The 16,213-nt window shown below is 71.8% G+C and carries 6 protein-coding genes and 6 pseudogenes; 6 read left to right on the top strand and 6 right to left on the bottom strand.

Features of this window, described 5'->3' with window-relative positions; genetic code table 11:
* Positions 1–83: 83 nt before the first annotated feature.
* Positions 84–3,910 (bottom strand): annotated as a pseudogene (locus tag DEJ15_RS12275) (multifunctional oxoglutarate decarboxylase/oxoglutarate dehydrogenase thiamine pyrophosphate-binding subunit/dihydrolipoyllysine-residue succinyltransferase subunit).
* A gap of 189 nt (positions 3,911–4,099) precedes the next feature.
* Between DEJ15_RS12275 and guaB1 the strand changes: the two are divergent.
* Positions 4,100–5,540: pseudogene (gene guaB1, locus DEJ15_RS12270) on the top strand (GMP reductase).
* Positions 5,541–5,618: 78 nt separating this feature from the next.
* On the opposite strand, the pseudogene DEJ15_RS12265 reads toward guaB1, so the two are convergent.
* The 3 genes and pseudogenes from DEJ15_RS12265 to DEJ15_RS12255 all read right to left on the bottom strand — a co-directional run bounded on the left by DEJ15_RS12265 (position 5,619) and on the right by DEJ15_RS12255 (position 8,865).
* Positions 5,619–6,661: pseudogene (locus DEJ15_RS12265) on the bottom strand (hemolysin family protein).
* A 91-nt stretch (positions 6,662–6,752) separates the two neighbouring features.
* Positions 6,753–8,032 (bottom strand): annotated as a pseudogene (locus DEJ15_RS12260) (hemolysin family protein); the annotation flags it as partial.
* 209 nt (positions 8,033–8,241) lie between these two features.
* Complete coding sequence (locus tag DEJ15_RS12255) at positions 8,242–8,865, bottom strand: HAD-IA family hydrolase (protein ID WP_110825163.1); 624 nt, start codon at positions 8,863–8,865, stop codon at positions 8,242–8,244.
* Positions 8,866–8,889: 24 nt separating this feature from the next.
* Between DEJ15_RS12255 and DEJ15_RS12250 the strand changes: the two genes are divergently transcribed.
* Positions 8,890–9,738 carry an ADP-dependent NAD(P)H-hydrate dehydratase gene (locus DEJ15_RS12250; protein ID WP_110825162.1) on the top strand — a complete coding sequence of 283 codons (849 nt, stop codon included), beginning with the start codon at positions 8,890–8,892 and terminating at the stop codon, positions 9,736–9,738.
* A 104-nt stretch (positions 9,739–9,842) separates the two neighbouring features.
* Here the strand turns inward: DEJ15_RS12250 and DEJ15_RS12245 are convergent, their stop codons facing one another.
* Positions 9,843–10,568 carry a YceI family protein gene (locus DEJ15_RS12245; protein ID WP_258365875.1) on the bottom strand — a complete coding sequence of 242 codons (726 nt, stop codon included), beginning with the start codon at positions 10,566–10,568 and terminating at the stop codon, positions 9,843–9,845.
* A 184-nt stretch (positions 10,569–10,752) separates the two neighbouring features.
* On the opposite strand from DEJ15_RS12245, the gene DEJ15_RS12240 reads away from it, so the two are divergent.
* The 4 genes and pseudogenes from DEJ15_RS12240 (at position 10,753) to DEJ15_RS12225 (ending at position 14,125) form a co-directional block, all read left to right on the top strand.
* Entirely contained in the window at positions 10,753–12,030 is a 1,278-nt protein-coding gene (locus DEJ15_RS12240) for a glycosyltransferase family protein (RefSeq protein ID WP_110858044.1), read from the top strand.
* Positions 12,027–12,337 (top strand): annotated as a pseudogene (locus DEJ15_RS12235) (thiamine-binding protein). Before DEJ15_RS12240 ends, DEJ15_RS12235 begins: the two are co-directional and overlap by 4 nt.
* Positions 12,338–12,468: 131 nt before the next feature.
* A complete protein-coding gene (locus tag DEJ15_RS12230; RefSeq protein ID WP_181419526.1) occupies positions 12,469–12,645 on the top strand; it encodes a hypothetical protein in 177 nt (58 codons plus the stop codon).
* A gap of 210 nt (positions 12,646–12,855) precedes the next feature.
* Positions 12,856–14,125: pseudogene (locus DEJ15_RS12225) on the top strand (MFS transporter).
* Positions 14,126–14,352: 227 nt separating this feature from the next.
* On the opposite strand, the gene DEJ15_RS18595 reads toward DEJ15_RS12225, so the two are convergent.
* On the bottom strand, positions 14,353–15,024 hold the full coding sequence (locus tag DEJ15_RS18595) for a response regulator transcription factor (RefSeq protein WP_110825158.1): 672 nt from the start codon (positions 15,022–15,024) through the stop codon (positions 14,353–14,355).
* Positions 15,025–16,213: the final 1,189 nt, after the last annotated feature.

Below are 16,213 nucleotides of genomic sequence, written 5' to 3'. Positions count from 1 at the left end.
GGACGTCGGAGCGCCTCGTGCTGGAGTCCCACGGACTCCTGCACGAGGCGCTCCCTCGTCATCAGGCCGACGCGCTCAAGCGCTCATGCCCTCAACGCCCGGTCGATGACCTCGGCCGCCTCGGCGGCGGAGCGCTTCGACGAGCCGGTCGCCGGCGCCGCACTCGCGGACCGGGCCGCGACGGACAGCGGCCGACCGTCCAGGTGCGGGGACAGGTTCATGCAGACGAACGGCCAGGCGCCCTGGTTCTCGGGCTCCTCCTGGGCGAACACGACCTCGGCCTCGGGGTAGCCCGCGATGACCTCGAGGATGCGGTCGAGCGGGAGCGGGGCGAGCTGCTCCAGCCGGACCAGTGCCACGTCGGTCACGCCGCGCTTCTCCGCCTCGGCACGCAGGTCGTGGTGGATCTTGCCCGAGTGCAGGACCACCCGGCGCACCGACCCGCGGTCGACACCGTTCGCCTGCAGGCGGTCGTCGTCCAGGACCTCCTGGAACGTGCCGGAGGTGAAGTCCGTCACCGCGCTCGTCGCCTGTCGCAGGCGGAGCATCGCCTTCGGGGAGAACACGATGAGCGGCTTCTGCGGCTTCGCCCACGCCTGGCGCCGGAGCAGGTGGAAGTACGACGCCGGGGTCGACGGGCGCGCCACCACCATGTTGTCCTGCGCGCACAGCTGCAGGTAGCGCTCGATGCGCCCGGAGGAGTGGTCCGGCCCCTGACCCTCGTAGCCGTGCGGGAGCAGGAGCACCAGGCCGGAGCGCTGGCCCCACTTCTGCTCGGCGGACGAGATGAACTCGTCGATCACGGTCTGGGCGCCGTTCGCGAAGTCGCCGAACTGCGCCTCCCAGAGCACGAGGGCCTCGGGACGCTCGACCGAGTACCCGTACTCGAACGCCATCGCCGCGTACTCGCTCAGGAGCGAGTCGTAGATGAAGAAGCGTGCCTGGTCCTCGGTGAGGTTCGCGAGCGGCAGCCACTCCTGGCCGTTGGTCCGGTCGTGGAAGACCGCCTGGCGCTGGACGAACGTGCCACGACGGGCGTCCTGCCCGGCGAGCCGCACCGGCTTGCCCTCGGTCAGGACCGAGCCGATCGCCATCAGCTCGGCCATGGCCCAGTCGATCCCGCCGGTCCGGGTCATCTCGCGGCGCTTGGTGAGGAGCTGCTGCAGCTTCGGGTGGATCGAGAAGCCCGACGGCGGGTTGCCGTGCGCGTCGCCGATGAGTTCGACGAGCTCCTGCGAGACCGCGGTGTCGTGCACCTCGAGCTCGGAGTCGTCGCGTTGTGAGGTCGGGCGCTCGAGGCCGTTCACGGCACCGGAGTCGTCCGTGGCGGGCGTCGACACCGAGCCCGTCTGCGCCTCGTGCGTCTCCGCGAAGGCACGCTCGAGGCGGTCCTGGAAGTCGCGGTGCGCGTCGTCGTACTCCTGCTGCGTGATGTCACCGCGGCCGACGAGGGCCTCGGTGTACAGCGTGCGGACCGAGCGCTTCGCCTCGATGAGGTTGTACATGAGCGGCTGCGTCATCGAGGGGTCGTCGCCCTCGTTGTGACCGCGGCGGCGGTAGCAGACCAGGTCGATGACGACGTCGCGGTGGAACTCCTCGCGGTACGCGTAGGCCAGGTCCGCGACGCGGGCCACGGCCTCCGGGTCGTCGCCGTTCACGTGGAAGACCGGCGCCTGGATCGTCTTCGCGACGTCGGTCGAGTACACCGAGGTGCGCGCCGACTCGGGCGGCGTCGTGAAGCCGACCTGGTTGTTGATGACGAGGTGCACGGTGCCGCCGGTGCGGTAGCCCCGCAGCTGCGACATCTGCAGGGTCTCGACGACCACGCCCTGGCCGGCCATCGCCGCGTCGCCGTGCACGAGCACGGGGAGCGTGCCGAACGTGCCGGCGGGCTTCCGGTCCTGCTTCGCGCGGACGATGCCCTCGAGCACCCCGTCGACGGCCTCGAGGTGGGACGGGTTGGCGGCGATCGTGACGGGGATGCGGGACCCGTCGGAGGCGCGGAACACGCCCTCGGTGCCGACGTGGTACTTGACGTCGCCGGAACCCTGACCGGAGACCGTGCCCGGGAGCTGGGTGCCCTCGAACTCGCGGAAGATCTGGCCGTAGGTCTTGCCGGCGATGTTCGTCAGCACGTTGAGGCGGCCGCGGTGCGCCATGCCGATCGCGACCTCGTCGAGACCGTCCACGGCGGCGTGCTGGATGAGCGTGTCGAGGAACGCGATGGTCGACTCGCCGCCCTCGAGCGAGAACCGCTTCTGGCCGACGTACTTCGTCTGCAGGAAGGTCTCGAAGGCCTCGGCCTCGTTGAGCTTGCCGAGGACGCGGAGCTGCTCGTCCTTCGACGGCTTCGAGTACGGGACCTCGATGCGCTCCTGCACCCAGCGACGCTGCTCCGGGTCCTGGATGTGCATGTACTCGATGCCGACCGTGCGGCAGTAGGCGTCGCGGAGGATCCCGAGGACGTCGCGCAGGGGAGCGGTCGTCGTGCCGGCGAGCCCGCCCGTGACGAACTCCCGGTCGAGGTCCCAGAAGGTCAGCCCGTGGCTCTCGATCTCGAGGTCGGGGTGCGTGCGCTGCCGGTACTCGAGCGGGTCGATGTCGGCCATCAGGTGCCCGCGGACGCGGTAGCTGTTGATGAGCTCCTGCACGCGCGCGGTCTTGTTCACCCGGTGCGCCAGGTCGACGTTGATGTCGTTCGCCCACTGGATCGGCTTGTAGGGGATCCGGAGCGCGGCGAAGATGTCGTCGTAGAAGCCGTGCTGGCCGATGAGCCGCTCGTGCACCTTCTTGAGGAACTCACCCGACCCGGCGCCCTGGATGACACGGTGGTCGTACGTGCTCGTCAGCGTGATGGTCTTGCCGACGCCGAGCTCGATGAGGGTCTTCGGCGCCGACCCCTGGAACTGCGCCGGGTACTCGAGGGCGCCGGCGCCGACGATGCAGCCCTGCCCCTTCGTGAGACGCGGGACCGAGTGCTCGGTGCCGATGCCGCCCGGGTTCGTGAGGGAGATCGTCGTGCCCTGGAAGTCCGACGGGGTGAGCTTGTTGTCCCGGGCGCGCTTGACGACGTCCTCGTACACGGAGAGGAACTGGCCGAACGTCAGGGCCTCGGCGCGCTTGATGCTCGGGACGAGCAGGGAGCGCGTGCCGTCCTTCTTCGGGACGTCGATCGCGATGCCGAGATTGACGTGCGCCGGGGTGACGAGGAAGGGCTTGCCGTCGCGCTCCTCGTACGAGACGTTCTGGCTCGGGAACTCCTTCAACGTCTGCACCATGGCCCAGCCGATCAGGTGCGTGAAGGAGATCTTGCCGCCGCGGGCACGCCGCAGGTGGTTGTTGATGACGATCCGGTTGTCGATCATCAGCTTCGCCGGGATGGTCCGGACGCTGGTCGCGGTCGGGACGGTGAGCGACGCGTCCATGTTCGACGCGAGGGTCTTCGCCATGCCGCGCAGCGGGGTGGCGACGTCCTCGTGGGTCTCCTCGTGGTCGTCCGCCGCGTCGTTCGCCTCGGCGGGGATCGGCTGCGGGGACGGCTGGCGCGAGGTGGTGCGGGCCTGGAGCGGGGTCTTCGCCTCTCCTGTGGCGGGCTGCTGCGTGGAGGAGGGGCCGGAGGCGGCGGCGGGTTGACCGGCGGGGGGCGTCCTGCGCGGCGGCTGCCTGTGCCCGGGCGGGGGGTGCTCGAGTCGGCGGCGGCCGGGGTGCCCGAGCCGGTGTCGACCGGGCTGCCGGAGGCGGCGTCCGTCGTGGCGGCCTGCGTCCGGTGGTAGCTCTCGAGGACGGGCCACCAGGACTCGTCGACGCTGTTCCTGTCGGCCACGAACTGCTCGTAGAGCTCGTCCACCAGCCACTCGTTCGCGCCGAAATCGCCCGCGGTCTCGTCCGTTCCGGTCAGATGGCTCGACACAGCCGATCGCCCACTCTCCGTCGATTGATGCTCGTGTGTGTCGTGCGGGGCAACCCTGTCCTGCACGCCGTCAACCCTAGCCGCTCCTCCGTGGCCGCGAGGTGGGAGACGTCGGGCGAGTCGGGCCTCCCGGCGGGCGTCCTGGGCCTCCAGGGCGGGCCGTACGCTGCCCGCCGTACGATTGGCCCCATGAGGTTCTACGAGACGCGGCCGACCCACGACCTGACCTACTCCGACGTCTTCCTCGTCCCGAGTCGGTCGAGCGTGACGAGCCGCTTCGACGTGGACCTCGCGACGGACGACGGCACCGGCGCGACCATCCCGATCGTCAGCGCGAACATGAACTCGGTGACCGGTCCCCGCCTCGCCGCGACGCTCGCCCGACGCGGTGGTCTCGGTGTGCTGCCGCAGGACATGCACCTGCAGGACCTCGCCGAGGCGATCCGCTGGGTGAAGGCGCAGCCGGTCGCGTACGACTCCGCACTCGAGCTCGGCGCCGACGCGACCGTGGCCGAGGCGCTCGAGCAGCTCCTGCCGGTCGAGGGCCGTGGCATCGTCGTGCGCGACCCGGCGGGCGAGTACCTCGGCTGCGTGCCGGCGACCCGGCTCGCGACCGCCGGCGCGGACGCCGTCCTCGGCGACCTGCTGCACGGCGCGACGGTCGCGATCGACGCCGAGGACGCCGGCACCCCGCGGCACGTGTACGACGTGCTGACCGCGGCCGGCGTGGACTTCGCTCCCGTCGTGCGGCACGGCAAGGTCGTCGGCACGACGAGCCCGACGAGCGCCATCCGCTCCGACATCTACCGACCGGCCGTGGACGCGTCCGGTCGGCTCCGGGTGGCGGCGGCCGTCGGCATCAACGGCGACGTCGCCGCGAAGGCCTCGGCCCTCGCCGACGCCGGGGTCGACGTGCTCGTCCTCGACACCGCCCACGGCCACCAGGAGGGCATGCTCCGCGCGCTCCGTGCCGTGTCGGCCCTGCAGCTCGGCATCCCGCTCGTCGCCGGCAACGTCGTCACCGCCGACGCCGTCGCGCACCTGGTCGCCGCCGGCGCGTCGATCATCAAGGTCGGTGTCGGCCCCGGTGCCATGTGCACGACGCGCATGATGACCGCCGTCGGGCGCCCGCAGTTCTCCGCGGTGCTCGAGACCGCCGCGGCCGCCCGGTCGCTCGGCGCGCACGTCTGGGCCGACGGCGGCGTCCGCTACCCGCGTGACGTCGCGCTCGCGCTGGCCGCCGGGGCGTCCGCCGTGATGATCGGCTCGTGGTTCGCCGGCACGCTCGAGGCGCCCGGCGTGCTCCGCCGCGACCCAGCCGGTCGCGCCTACAAGGAGAGCTGGGGGGATGGCGTCCGCGAAGGCCGTGCGGGAGCGGTTCGAGCGGCTCGACCCGTACGAGCGTGCTCGCAAGGCGCTGTTCGCCGAGGGGATCTCGTCGTCGACGATCTTCCTCGACCCGGAGCGTCCGAGCGTCGAGGACCTGCTCGACATGATCACGACGGGGCTCCGCAGTTCCGCCACGTACGCGGGCGCGACGAGCCTGGCCGAGTTCTCGGACCGCGCGCTGGTCGGCATCCAGTCCGCCGCCGGGTACGAGGAGGGCAAGCCCCTGCCGGTCAGCTGGTAGCGCGGTCGCGCCGCCGGCGCCACGACGGACGGGAGGTGGGCCCCTCCCGTCCGTCCCGGGTCGCGGGAGCGACCGGCGTCAGCGACGCCGGGTGGCGTCCTCGACGGTGCCGATGAGCTCCTCGAGGATGTCCTCGAGGAAGAGCACGCCCGTCGTCCGCCCCTCGGCGTCGAACGCCCGGGCCACGTGGCGCCCGGCCCCGCGCATGGTGGCGAGCGCGTCCTCGAGGTCCATCTCCGTGTACAGCGAGATGAGCTGGCGGATGCGCTTCGGCGGCACGGGGTCGTCGAACTCGTCCGGCCGCAGGTCGATGACGTCCTTGACGTGCACGTACCCGGTCGGGTCACCAGCGTCGTCGACGAGCACGTAGCGCGAGAACCCGCGCTGCGAGACCATCCGCTCGACGTCCGCCGGGGTGGCGTCCTCGTGCAGCGTCACGAGCCCGGACATCGGCACGGCGACGTCCTTGACCTTCTTCTCGGTGAACTCGAACGCCATCCGGAGCGTGCCCGAGTCGTCGGCGAGGGTGCCCTCGCGCCGGGACTGCTCGACGATCGTCTGCACCTCGTCGACCGTGTAGGCGCTGACCGCCTCGTCCTTCGGCTCCACCTTGAAGAGCCGCAGGACGCCGTTCGCGACCTCGTTGAGGCCGACGACCACCCAGTGCAGGCCGTGGCCGATGTACCAGAGCGTCGGGACGAGCATGAGCGCGGCCCGGTCCGGCATCGAGAACGAGATGTTCTTCGGGACCATCTCGCCGAACACGACGTGCAGGAACGACACGAGCAGCAGCGTGAACACGAACGCCACGACGCCGATGACCTCGGCGCTCCCCCCCGGTCAGGTGCAGCGGGACCTCGAGCAGGTGGTGGATCGCCGGCTCGGACACGTTCAGGATGAGCAGCGAGCAGACCGTGATGCCGAGCTGCGTGGTCGCGAGCATGCGGGTCGCGTGCTCCATCGCCCACAGCGTCATCTGCGCGGCACGGGAGCCCTGCTCGGCCCGCGGCTCGATCTGCGAGCGGCGTGCCGAGATGACGGCGAACTCGGCGGCGACGAAGAACGCGTTGCCCCCCGAGGAGGACGAAGAGCCAGAAGATGCCCCACCAGTCGGAACTCATCGGTCGGCCTCCGCGGTGTCGGTCGTCGTCGTGCTCGTCGTCTTCGTGGTGCTCCCCGTCGGGGTGGGGGGCGCTTCCGTTGGGGGGAGTCGACCGGGTTCGGCGTGTAGCGGATGCGGTCGATCCGACGGCCGTCGAGGCGCTCGACGCGGAACACGCCCGAGTCGATCGCGACCTCGTCACCGACCACCGGGAGCCGTCCGAGCTCCTGCATGAGGAACCCGCCGACGGTCTCGTACGGGCCGTCCTCGGGCACCGTGACGCTCGCGCGGTCCTCGAGTTCGTCCGGACGGAGCAGCCCGGGGAAGGTGAGCCAGCCGCGGCTGCGCACGACGTCGATGCGGGCGCGGTCGTGCTCGTCCGACACCTCGCCGACGATCTCCTCGACCAGGTCCTCGAGCGTGACGACACCGGCCGTCCCGCCGTACTCGTCCACGACGATGACCATCTGGTACCCACGGCCGCGGACCTCGGTCAGCAGCGTGTCGCCGGGCATGGTCTCGGGGACGCGCTCGGCGTCGGTCATCAGCGCGCCGACCGGGACCTCGGCGCGCTTCTCGCGCGGGACCGAGACGGCCTGCTTGACGTGCACGAGTCCGACGACGTCGTCCGCGTCCTCCTCGATCACCGGGAAGCGGCTGAAGCCGGTCCGGCGGGCGAGGGCGATCACGGCGTCGGCGCTGTCGGACACACGGATCGTCGACAGTCGCGGCCGGGGCGTCATGACGTCGCTCGCGTTGAGCTCGGAGAACGCCAGCGTCCGCTCGAGGAGCGTCGCGGTGTCCTGTTCCAGCGACCCCTCGGACGCCGAACGGCGGAGCAGCGAGGTGAGCTCCTCGGCGCTCCGGGCGCCGGACAGCTCCTCCTGCGGCTCGATGCCGATCGAGCGGAGCACGGCGTTCGCGGTGCCGTTGAGCACGGCGACCGCGGGCTTGAACACCGTCGTGAAGCCCACCTGGAGCGGCACGACGAGCTTCGCGGTCTGGAGCGGCAGCGCGAGGGCGAAGTTCTTCGGCACGAGCTCGCCGAGGATCATCGACAGCAGGGTGGCGATGACGAGGGCGACGATCGACCCGACGGTCTCGACGACCCCCCCTCGGGCAGGTCCATCGCGAGGAACGGTGCCTCGAGCAGCTTCGCGATCGACGGTTCGAGCAGGTACCCGGTGAGCAGGGTCGTCAGGGTGATGCCGAGCTGGGCGCTCGACAGGTGCGTCGACGTGACCTTCAGCGCACCGATCACGGGGCTCAGGCCGGATTCGCCGCGGTCGCGGCGGGCTTCGACGTCGGCGCGGTCGAGGTTCACGAGCGAGAACTCGGAGGCCACGAAGACCCCGGTGCCGAGCGTCAGCAGGATGCCGCCGATCAGCATGAGGACGTCGACGGGGCTCACGAGGCACACCTCGAAGTCGGGCAGCTCACTGTGTGAGCGGCGGGCATGTGATGGTCAGCGCAACTAGGAGGGTCGTCCACAATGAGGGAATCGTACCGGGCGCTCGCTCGGAGGAACCGAGGAGGCGCCCGGACGGTGCGCCGGGCCTCCCGACCGATCCCGGCCCGCCGTCACGCCGTCGGTCGCCGTCACCCCGTCGGGGCGGCGAGCTCCTCGAGCGCCGACCGCAGGGCCGCCGCCGAGGTGAAGTGCACGCCGACCGCGCCGACCGCGTCCGCGCCGGCGGCGTTCTCCGCACGGTTGTCGACGAACACCATCGCGGCGGGCTCGATCCCGAGGCGGTCGCACGTGTCGCGGTAGATGGACGCGTCCGGCTTGAGCACGTGCTCCTCCGCGCTCACCACGACGGTCTCGAACATCGAGCCCATCGGCGAGTACCGGTAGGGGTCGCCGAAGTCGAACCCCGCGTTCGACAGGAGCGCCAGGCGCGTGCCGGCGTCGTGCAGTTCCTCGACGAGCGCCAGGACCTCGGGGTCGACGTCGAACCACCCGGTGTAGTCGAGCGCCCAGAACCGGTGGATCTCGGTCACCGACCAGGACCGTCCGGTCCGTTCGCCGATCGCCCGCCAGTAGGCGAGCACAGACAGGTCGCCACGGTCCAGGTCGTTCCGGAGCTCCTGGTACACGGGGAACAGCTCGTCGGCCTCGAGCCGCGTCGCCTCGAGCAGTGCGGCACGGGCGGCGTGCGGGGTGCGGCTGATCACCTCGCCGTAGTCGAAGACGACGACACGGCCGGGCAGGGACAGGCTCATGCCCGTCACCGTACCGTGGGGACGATGAACGACTTCGTCTCCGTCCGACCCGCCGACGCCGCCGCCTGGATCACCGTGCCCACCGGGGACACCTCGAAGTACCGGCGCGGGGTCCTCGGGGTCGCCACCGGCTCCGCCGCCTACCCGGGTGCCGCGGTCATGGGCGTCGACGCCGCCGTGCACACCGGGCTCGGCATGGTCCGGTACGTCGGACCCGACCGTGCCACCGACTTCGTGCTGGCCCGACGGCCGGAGATCGTCGCCGGGGGCGGCCGCGTGCAGGCGTGGCTCGTCGGGTCGGGCATCTCGGCGGCCTCGCTGGACGAGCTCGACGCGACGACCCGCGACGGCTTCGCGCGCGCGTCCGAGGACGGCGTGCCGGTCGTCGTCGACGCCGGTGCGATCCCGCTCGTCGACCTCGGGCCGCTCGCGGTCCTCACCCCGCACGCCGGCGAGGCCGCGTCCCTGCTCGGGGTCTCCCGTGACGAGGTCGAGGGGGACCCGCAGGGTGCTGCGCTGCGTGCGGCGGAGCGCACCGGCAGCGTCGTGCTGCTCAAGGGTGCGGACACGCACGTCGTCACGCCCGACGGCGGGGTCCGGCTGGTGGCGTCCTCGGCGACGCCGTGGCTCGCCGCGGCCGGTGCTGGGGACGTCCTCGGCGGGGTGCTCGGAGCCCTCGTCGCAGCGCGGGCCGGGACGAGCGAGGTCGGGTCGGAGGAGCTGGCGCACCTCGCCGCCGCCGCTGCGGTCGTGCACGGGGTCGCGGCACGTCGGGCGTCGCGTGGTGGCCCGTTCCCGATGACGGGACTCGTGGAGCAGCTGCCGGGTGTGGTGCGGGACCTCGCGGTGCGGGGCGACGCGCAGGCGGACTGACGGGCCGCCGGTCTGGACCGAGGGACCGACGGGAGGCGCGGTGCCGACCGGTGCCGCGCCTCCCGGCCGTCAGGTGGCCGCGTCGCGACCTTCCGGACGGGTGGTCAGGAGGCGGGCGTGGCGTGCACGAGGAACTCGACCGCGCCTGCGTCGTCGACCTTGACGAACCCGAGGTCCGGGGCCTGCACCGAGTAGTCCGAGAACGTGATCGGGACCGAGCCGGAGACGTCGACGCCGTCACCGCTGAGTCCGACCTGCAGCGTCGCGGTGACCGGCTTCGTGACGCCGTGCAGGTCGAGCGTGCCGGTGGCCCGCACCTCGGTGGTGGCGTCGCCCGACGGGACCGCGTCCTCGATCGGCTCCGTGAGCGTGAAGGTGGCGGTCGGGAACGCCTGGGTGTCGAGCGCCGAGTCGCGGAAGTACGAGTCGCGCTGCTCCGAGTCGGTGGCGATGTCGCCGACCTGCACCGTGATCGTGGCCGCGCTGATCGTCGTCCCGTCGACGGTCGCCGTGCCGGTGACGCTCGACGTACGACCCGTGACGGTGACGTCGGAGCCGTTCAGGACCTCGTGCACGCGGTAGCCCGCCTCGGACCCGTCGCCGATCGTCCACTCGCCGGACAGGTCCTCCGGCTCGAGCGTGGAGGGCGCGCGGGTGGCGGCGACGCTGGGTGTGGCCGAGGCCTTCGCGTTCTCGGTGGACGTGTAGGCGCGGGTGCCGACCACGACGGCGACGACCGCGACGGCCAGGACGACGACGGCGATGACGAGCCACGTCAGGAGACGGCGGCGCGGGCGGCGGGGCGCGGGACGGTCCGGTGCTGGGGTCACAGGAGGACGGTGACACGTCACTCTCCGGATCGGCTGTGGATCCGGGTCGGCTGTGGATACGGATCGGCTGTCGATCCGGATCGGCTGTGGGCCAGGGCCGCCGTGGTGCCCGGACGGCGGTGGCAGCGTCACCGGCCCTGTGGACAGCGGCGGTCGGCCCGTCCCGACTCGGTACGCTCGTCCGGTGCGCAGGAACCCGTGGCCGGAGATCGTCGCGTTCGTGGTCGCGTTCGCCGCGGTGCACGCGCTGCTCTGGACCCTGACCCTCGTCGTCCCGAACCAGCCGATCGGCGACGTGACGATCACGTACCGTCGCTGGATCGAGTCCGGGCACGCCTCGCACTTCTGGGTGGGGATCGACGCCCCGTGGGTGTACCCGATCCTGGCGATCGTGCCGATGGCGGCCGCATCGCTCGGCGGGACCGCGGCGATCGGCACCGGTTGGCTGCTGCTCATGGTGCTGCTGCACGCGGTCGTCTGCGCGGTGCTCTGGCGCTACCGGGCGTTCGGCGTCCGGGTCGTCTGGTGGTGGCTGGCGTTCCTGCTCGCGCTCGGGCCGATCGGCCTCGGACGCGTCGACACCGTCGCCACCGCGGTCGCGCTCGTCGGGGTCGCGTCCGTCGCGGCCCGTCCGGGGATCGCCGCCGCGGTGTTCACCGTCGCCGCCTGGGTCAAGGTCTGGCCGGCGGCGCTCGTCGGCGTGCTCGTCGTCCTCCGTCGCGGGCGTCGTGTCGAGGTGGTCGCGGGAGCGCTCACCGTGACCGCGCTCGTGGTGCTCGTTGACGTGCTGTTCGGCGGCGCCGCGCACCTGTTCTCGTTCATCGGTGAACAGACCGGGCGCGGCCTGCAGATCGAGTCACCGCTCGCGACGCCGTACCTGTGGGCGGCAGCGGCGCGGGTGCCGGGCGCCGCGGTGTTCTACGACCAGGAGATCCTGACCTTCGAGGTGTCCGGTGCCGGGACGGAGGTCGTCGCAGCGCTCTCGACCCCGCTCATGGCCGTCGTCGTCGTGGTGGGCGTCGTCCTCGCCCTGCTCGCCGTCCGCACCGGCGCGCAGCGGGCACGGGTGGCACCGGTCCTCGCGCTGCTGTTCGTGGCGGCGCTCATCGCGACGAACAAGGTCGGGTCACCGCAGTACATCGGCTGGTTCGCCGTGCCGGTGGTCTGGGGGCTCGTCGCCGGGCGCGGCAGTGCGTGGCGGTTCCTGCCGGTCGCCGGGGCGATGCTGCCGATGGCCTTCCTGACGCAGCTCGTCTACCCGGCGTACTACGACCAGGTGCTCGGCGTGCAGCCGTGGATCCTCGTCGTGCTGTCGCTGCGGAACCTGCTGGAGGTCGCGGTGCTCGTCTGGACGGTCGTCGTCCTGGTCCGGATGTGTCGGGACGGGATCGAGCCACGGGCCTCCCGTCCGGCCACCGGACCCGCGCACGCGGACCATGAGCGGGGCAGGATGGGCGCATGATCGTCGCCTTCTCCATCGCCCCGTCCGGCGGACCCGCTGCGAACGAGGACGGTTCCGTGCACGACGCCGTCGCCGCGGCCGTCCGGGTCGTCCGCGAGTCCGGACTGCCGAACCGCACCTCGTCGATGTTCACCGAGATCGAGGGGGGAGTGGGACGAGGTGTTCGACGTCGTCAAGCGGGCGACCGAGGCCGTCGCACCGTTCGGCACCCGTGTCTCGCTCGTGCTCAAGGCGGACATCCGGCCGGGGCACACGGGGGGAGATCGACGGGAAGCTCGAGCGGCTCGAGGCGGCGCTCGGGGACTGAGCCCCGCCCGACCGGCTGGTGTGGGTCCGCCCGACACGCCGCTGACATCGCCGTGATGTCGGCGGTCGGGTGTGTGCTGTCTCCATCAGCCGGTGCACGAGCACCGGCACCACGACGGAAGGAGCCCGCTCATGATGCACGACGGTTGGTGCCCGGACTGTGACCTCCGCTCGGCCGTGATCGACGTCGACGACCAGGGCGACAACGCCTGGGCGAGCTGCACCGAGTGCGGCACCGGCTGGGTGCACCGCGACGAGCTGCCGGAGGCGCGCACCGCCTCCCGTGCGCCGGAGCAGCGCGCAGCCTGAGGCGCCCGTGTCCGCGGCCCTGCCGATCGGGAATCCCGGTCGGCAGGGCCGCGTTCTGTCCCCTCGTCGTCGTCCGCTCCTGCCAGCGGATCGAATCGATGCGACCAGTTCCTTCCGCCGCGGTGTTGGAGCGGTCTACACTGTTCCAGCCGCGACCTCGGTCGTCCACCGCCTCCGATCCCACCGTGCTCCGGCACGAGAACAGGTCCCATGTCGCAGCTCACGCCGGCCCGCCGCACGCTCGCCATCCTCGCCCTCGCGCTCGGTGGGTTCGCCATCGGCACGACCGAGTTCGTCGCGATGGGTCTGCTGCCGAACATCGCCGAGGCGCTCCTGCCCGGGCAGTACGCGGCCGACCCGGAGGGCGGCGTCGCGCACGCGGGATGGCTCGTGAGCGCATACGCCCTCGGTGTGGTCGTCGGAGCGCCGACGATCGCCGCGATGTCGGCCCGGTTCCCCCCGCAAGGGCCTGCTCATGGTGCTGCTGATCGGGTTCGCGGTCGCGACGGTCGCCAGCGCGGTGTTGCCGTCCTTCGGGCTCGTCGTCGTCGCACGCTTCGTCGCCGGACTCCCGCACGGCGCGTACTTCGGCATCGCCTCGATCGTCGCCGGCGACATCATGGGCCCGGGCAAGCGGGGCAAGGGCATCGCGCTCGTGCTGCTCGGCCTCTCCGTCGCGAACGTCGTCGGCGTGCCCGCGGTGACGTGGATCGGGCAGGTCGCGAGCTGGCGTGTCGCTTACGGCGTCGTCGCCGCCCTGTTCGCCCTGACCTTCCTCGCGGTCTCCGCGTTCGTGCCCCGCAGCGCCCGGGATGTCCACGCGACCATCGGCCGTGAGCTCCGGGTCTTCCGCCTGCCGCAGGCGTGGATCGTGATGAGCCTCGGCGCGGTCGGGTTCGGCGGGTTCTTCGCCGTCTACTCGTACATCTCGCCGCTCGTGCAGAACGTCACCGGATTGTCCGAGTCCACCGTTCCCCTGGTGCTCGTCGTCGTCGGGCTCGGGATGGTCGTCGGCGGCCTGCTCGGTGGGTTCCTGGCCGACCACAGCGTGAAGGCCACCATCTTCGTGGGGCTCTTCGCCCTGATCGGCGCGCTGCTCGTGACGGTGCTCACCGCGCAGTGGGTCGTCGGGCTCTTCGTCGGCGCGTTCCTGCTCGGAGCGACCTCGTCCGCGATCCCGCCGGCGGTGCAGTCCCGCCTGATGGACATCGCCGGCGACGCCCGGACCATCGCGGCAGCGCTCAACCACTCGGCATTCAACCTCGGCAACTCGCTCGGTGCGGCCCTCGGCGGGGCAGTCATCGCGGCCGGCTTCGGGTTCCTCGCGCCGGGCTGGCTCGGCATCGGTCTGGCGCTGCTCGGCGTCGTCGTCGCGGTGATCAGCTACGCGGTGGAGGGCCGCTCGAAGCGTCGCGCAGCGGCGCTCCGGACGGCGGGTGCGAGCACCGGCCCGATCCGCGAGGTCGTGTCCACGCACTGACGCGTCCGGCCCCACCCGGCGTCCGTCGGGCTCGACGGGGCGCGCTGACTGGTGCCGCGCCTCCCGTGCGCACAGCGCTGTCGACGCATCCGGCTGCTGTCGTCGCGGTTCCACGACGCGCCGCGTGTGCACCGTTCCGGTTCCACGATTGCGGCATCTCGACGCTCGAGATGCCGAGATTCCGGAACCTGGCGGGGCGCGGCAGGGCGCGGCGGGTCGGCGCGCTGCTACAGCCCGTGCGGGGACCCGTCCTGCAGGATGATGCCGTCGGTGATCGCCCGCTTCCGGAGCGCCACCTTCGTGCCCACGTCGAAGCCGGCGACGCGGTACTTCTCGCGGATGCGCTTGAGGTAGCTCTTCGCGGTCTCCTCGGAGATGCCGAGCTGGTACGCCACGCTCTTCACGGGCTCGCCACCGCCGTAGAGCGCCATCACGCGACGCTCCTGCGCGCTGAGCTTCGGGACGCCGCCGACGTCACCGGAGTTGATGGCCAGGTCGAGTTCGGCGGAGACGTACTGCTCGCCGCGCTGCGCCGTCCGGATCGCCTCGACGATCATGGCCGCGTCCTCGCTCTTGACGAGGTAGCCGAGGGCGCCGGCGCCGAGGGCCTCGCGGACGACGTTCGGCTCCGAGTACGTGCTCATCACGACGGTCTTCACGCCGGCGGTCTTCAGCGTCGAGATCTTCAGCGAGACCGGGATGGAGTCCTTGAGGTCGAGGTCGAGGAGCACGACGTCGACCGGGAACCCCGGGCTGGTGAGCAGCTCGGGCCACGTGGTGACCGCGGTGACCATCTGGATGTCGTCCGCGGCGTTGCGGATCCACTCGGTCAGGGCGCTGAGGAGCATCCGGTGGTCGTCGACGAGTGCGAGTCTGATCGGTTCCGCTGGAGTCGCCATGCTCGGCGTCCTTTCTCGTGGTGTCCGTCCGGGGCCTGCCGATCCTAGGAGGGTCGGTGGTCCGGTCTGGGGAGGCTGGCCTGGTTGTCCGCATGACGCACGTCGACGGTGCCGGGAGGCGCGGGGTGCGTCACATCTGCGGGTGCCGGTCGACGACGCAGTGCGCGGTGACGTGCAGCACGCCGTCCCGCACGCTGTCGGTGTACGGGCCGATGCGCTGGAGGGCGGCCCACGCTGCGGGCCCGAGGCGCCGACGGGGGACCCCGCGGGACTCGATGACGACGGGGACGTCCATTCGGTCGTCGCTGACCGGGTGGCCGTCGGTCCCGACCGGTCCGAGGGTGACCGACACGACGGGGGGCGCCGGGTTGCTGGCTCCGGCCGTCGCCGACCATCAGCCAGAGGGCCTGGAGCAGACCGTCGCGCTGCGCCGGGGACAGGTGTCCGGCCAGGGCACCGGGGTCGGCGACGGCGACGGCGCGACCCAGCCGGTCCGACTCCGTGATGGCGTGGTACAGCCACGTCTCGCGACGCCCCCTCGATGAGGTGCAGGCGGAGTTCGGTCGCGAGGGAGGCGGCGACGGAGGCGGACGCGTCCGACAGCGGCAACGGGTCGGATCCGTTCGCGACGGCGTCGAGGAGCTTCTCGGCTGCGAGGTCGAGCCGGGCGAGTTCGTCCGACGCGAGCATCCCGACGGCGAACTGCGGCGCACCGACGTTGCTCTGCACGAGGACCCGGTCGAGTTCGCGCTGCACGAGCTGGCGGAACCGGTGCACGACGAAGAGCGCGAGCGACGGCGGCACGACCGTCACGGACAGGAGCGTCACGAGGCCGGGGAGCGTCTCGGGGTTGATCGGCGTCGAGACGACCGCGTAGACGACGAAGGCCAGACCGAGGCCGACGATCGCCGCGATGACCTCGCGCGCGGGCCGGAGGGTCGTGATCGGCAGGAGGGCGAACCCGGCCGCCATCGACGCGGTCGAGGTGTGCCCGAGGTCGTGCTGGGACCAGATGCCGATGAAGTCGAGCGCGACGACGCTGGCGAGCACGACGCAGATGAGGCCGAACGCGAGACCGGTCAACCGCTCGCCGTAGGTGAGGACGATGGCGATGACGCAGGTCGCGGCGGCCACGAAGAGGAGCCACGCGCTGGCGGTGAACCAGGGGTTGCCGTAGTCCTCCCAGTGC

The organism is Curtobacterium sp. MCJR17_043 (genome assembly GCF_003224315.2).
Taxonomy (GTDB): Bacteria; Actinomycetota; Actinomycetes; order Actinomycetales; family Microbacteriaceae; genus Curtobacterium.
The sequence above is the reverse complement of the archived record's forward strand: the minus strand, read 5'-3'. Positions and strand labels throughout refer to the sequence as shown.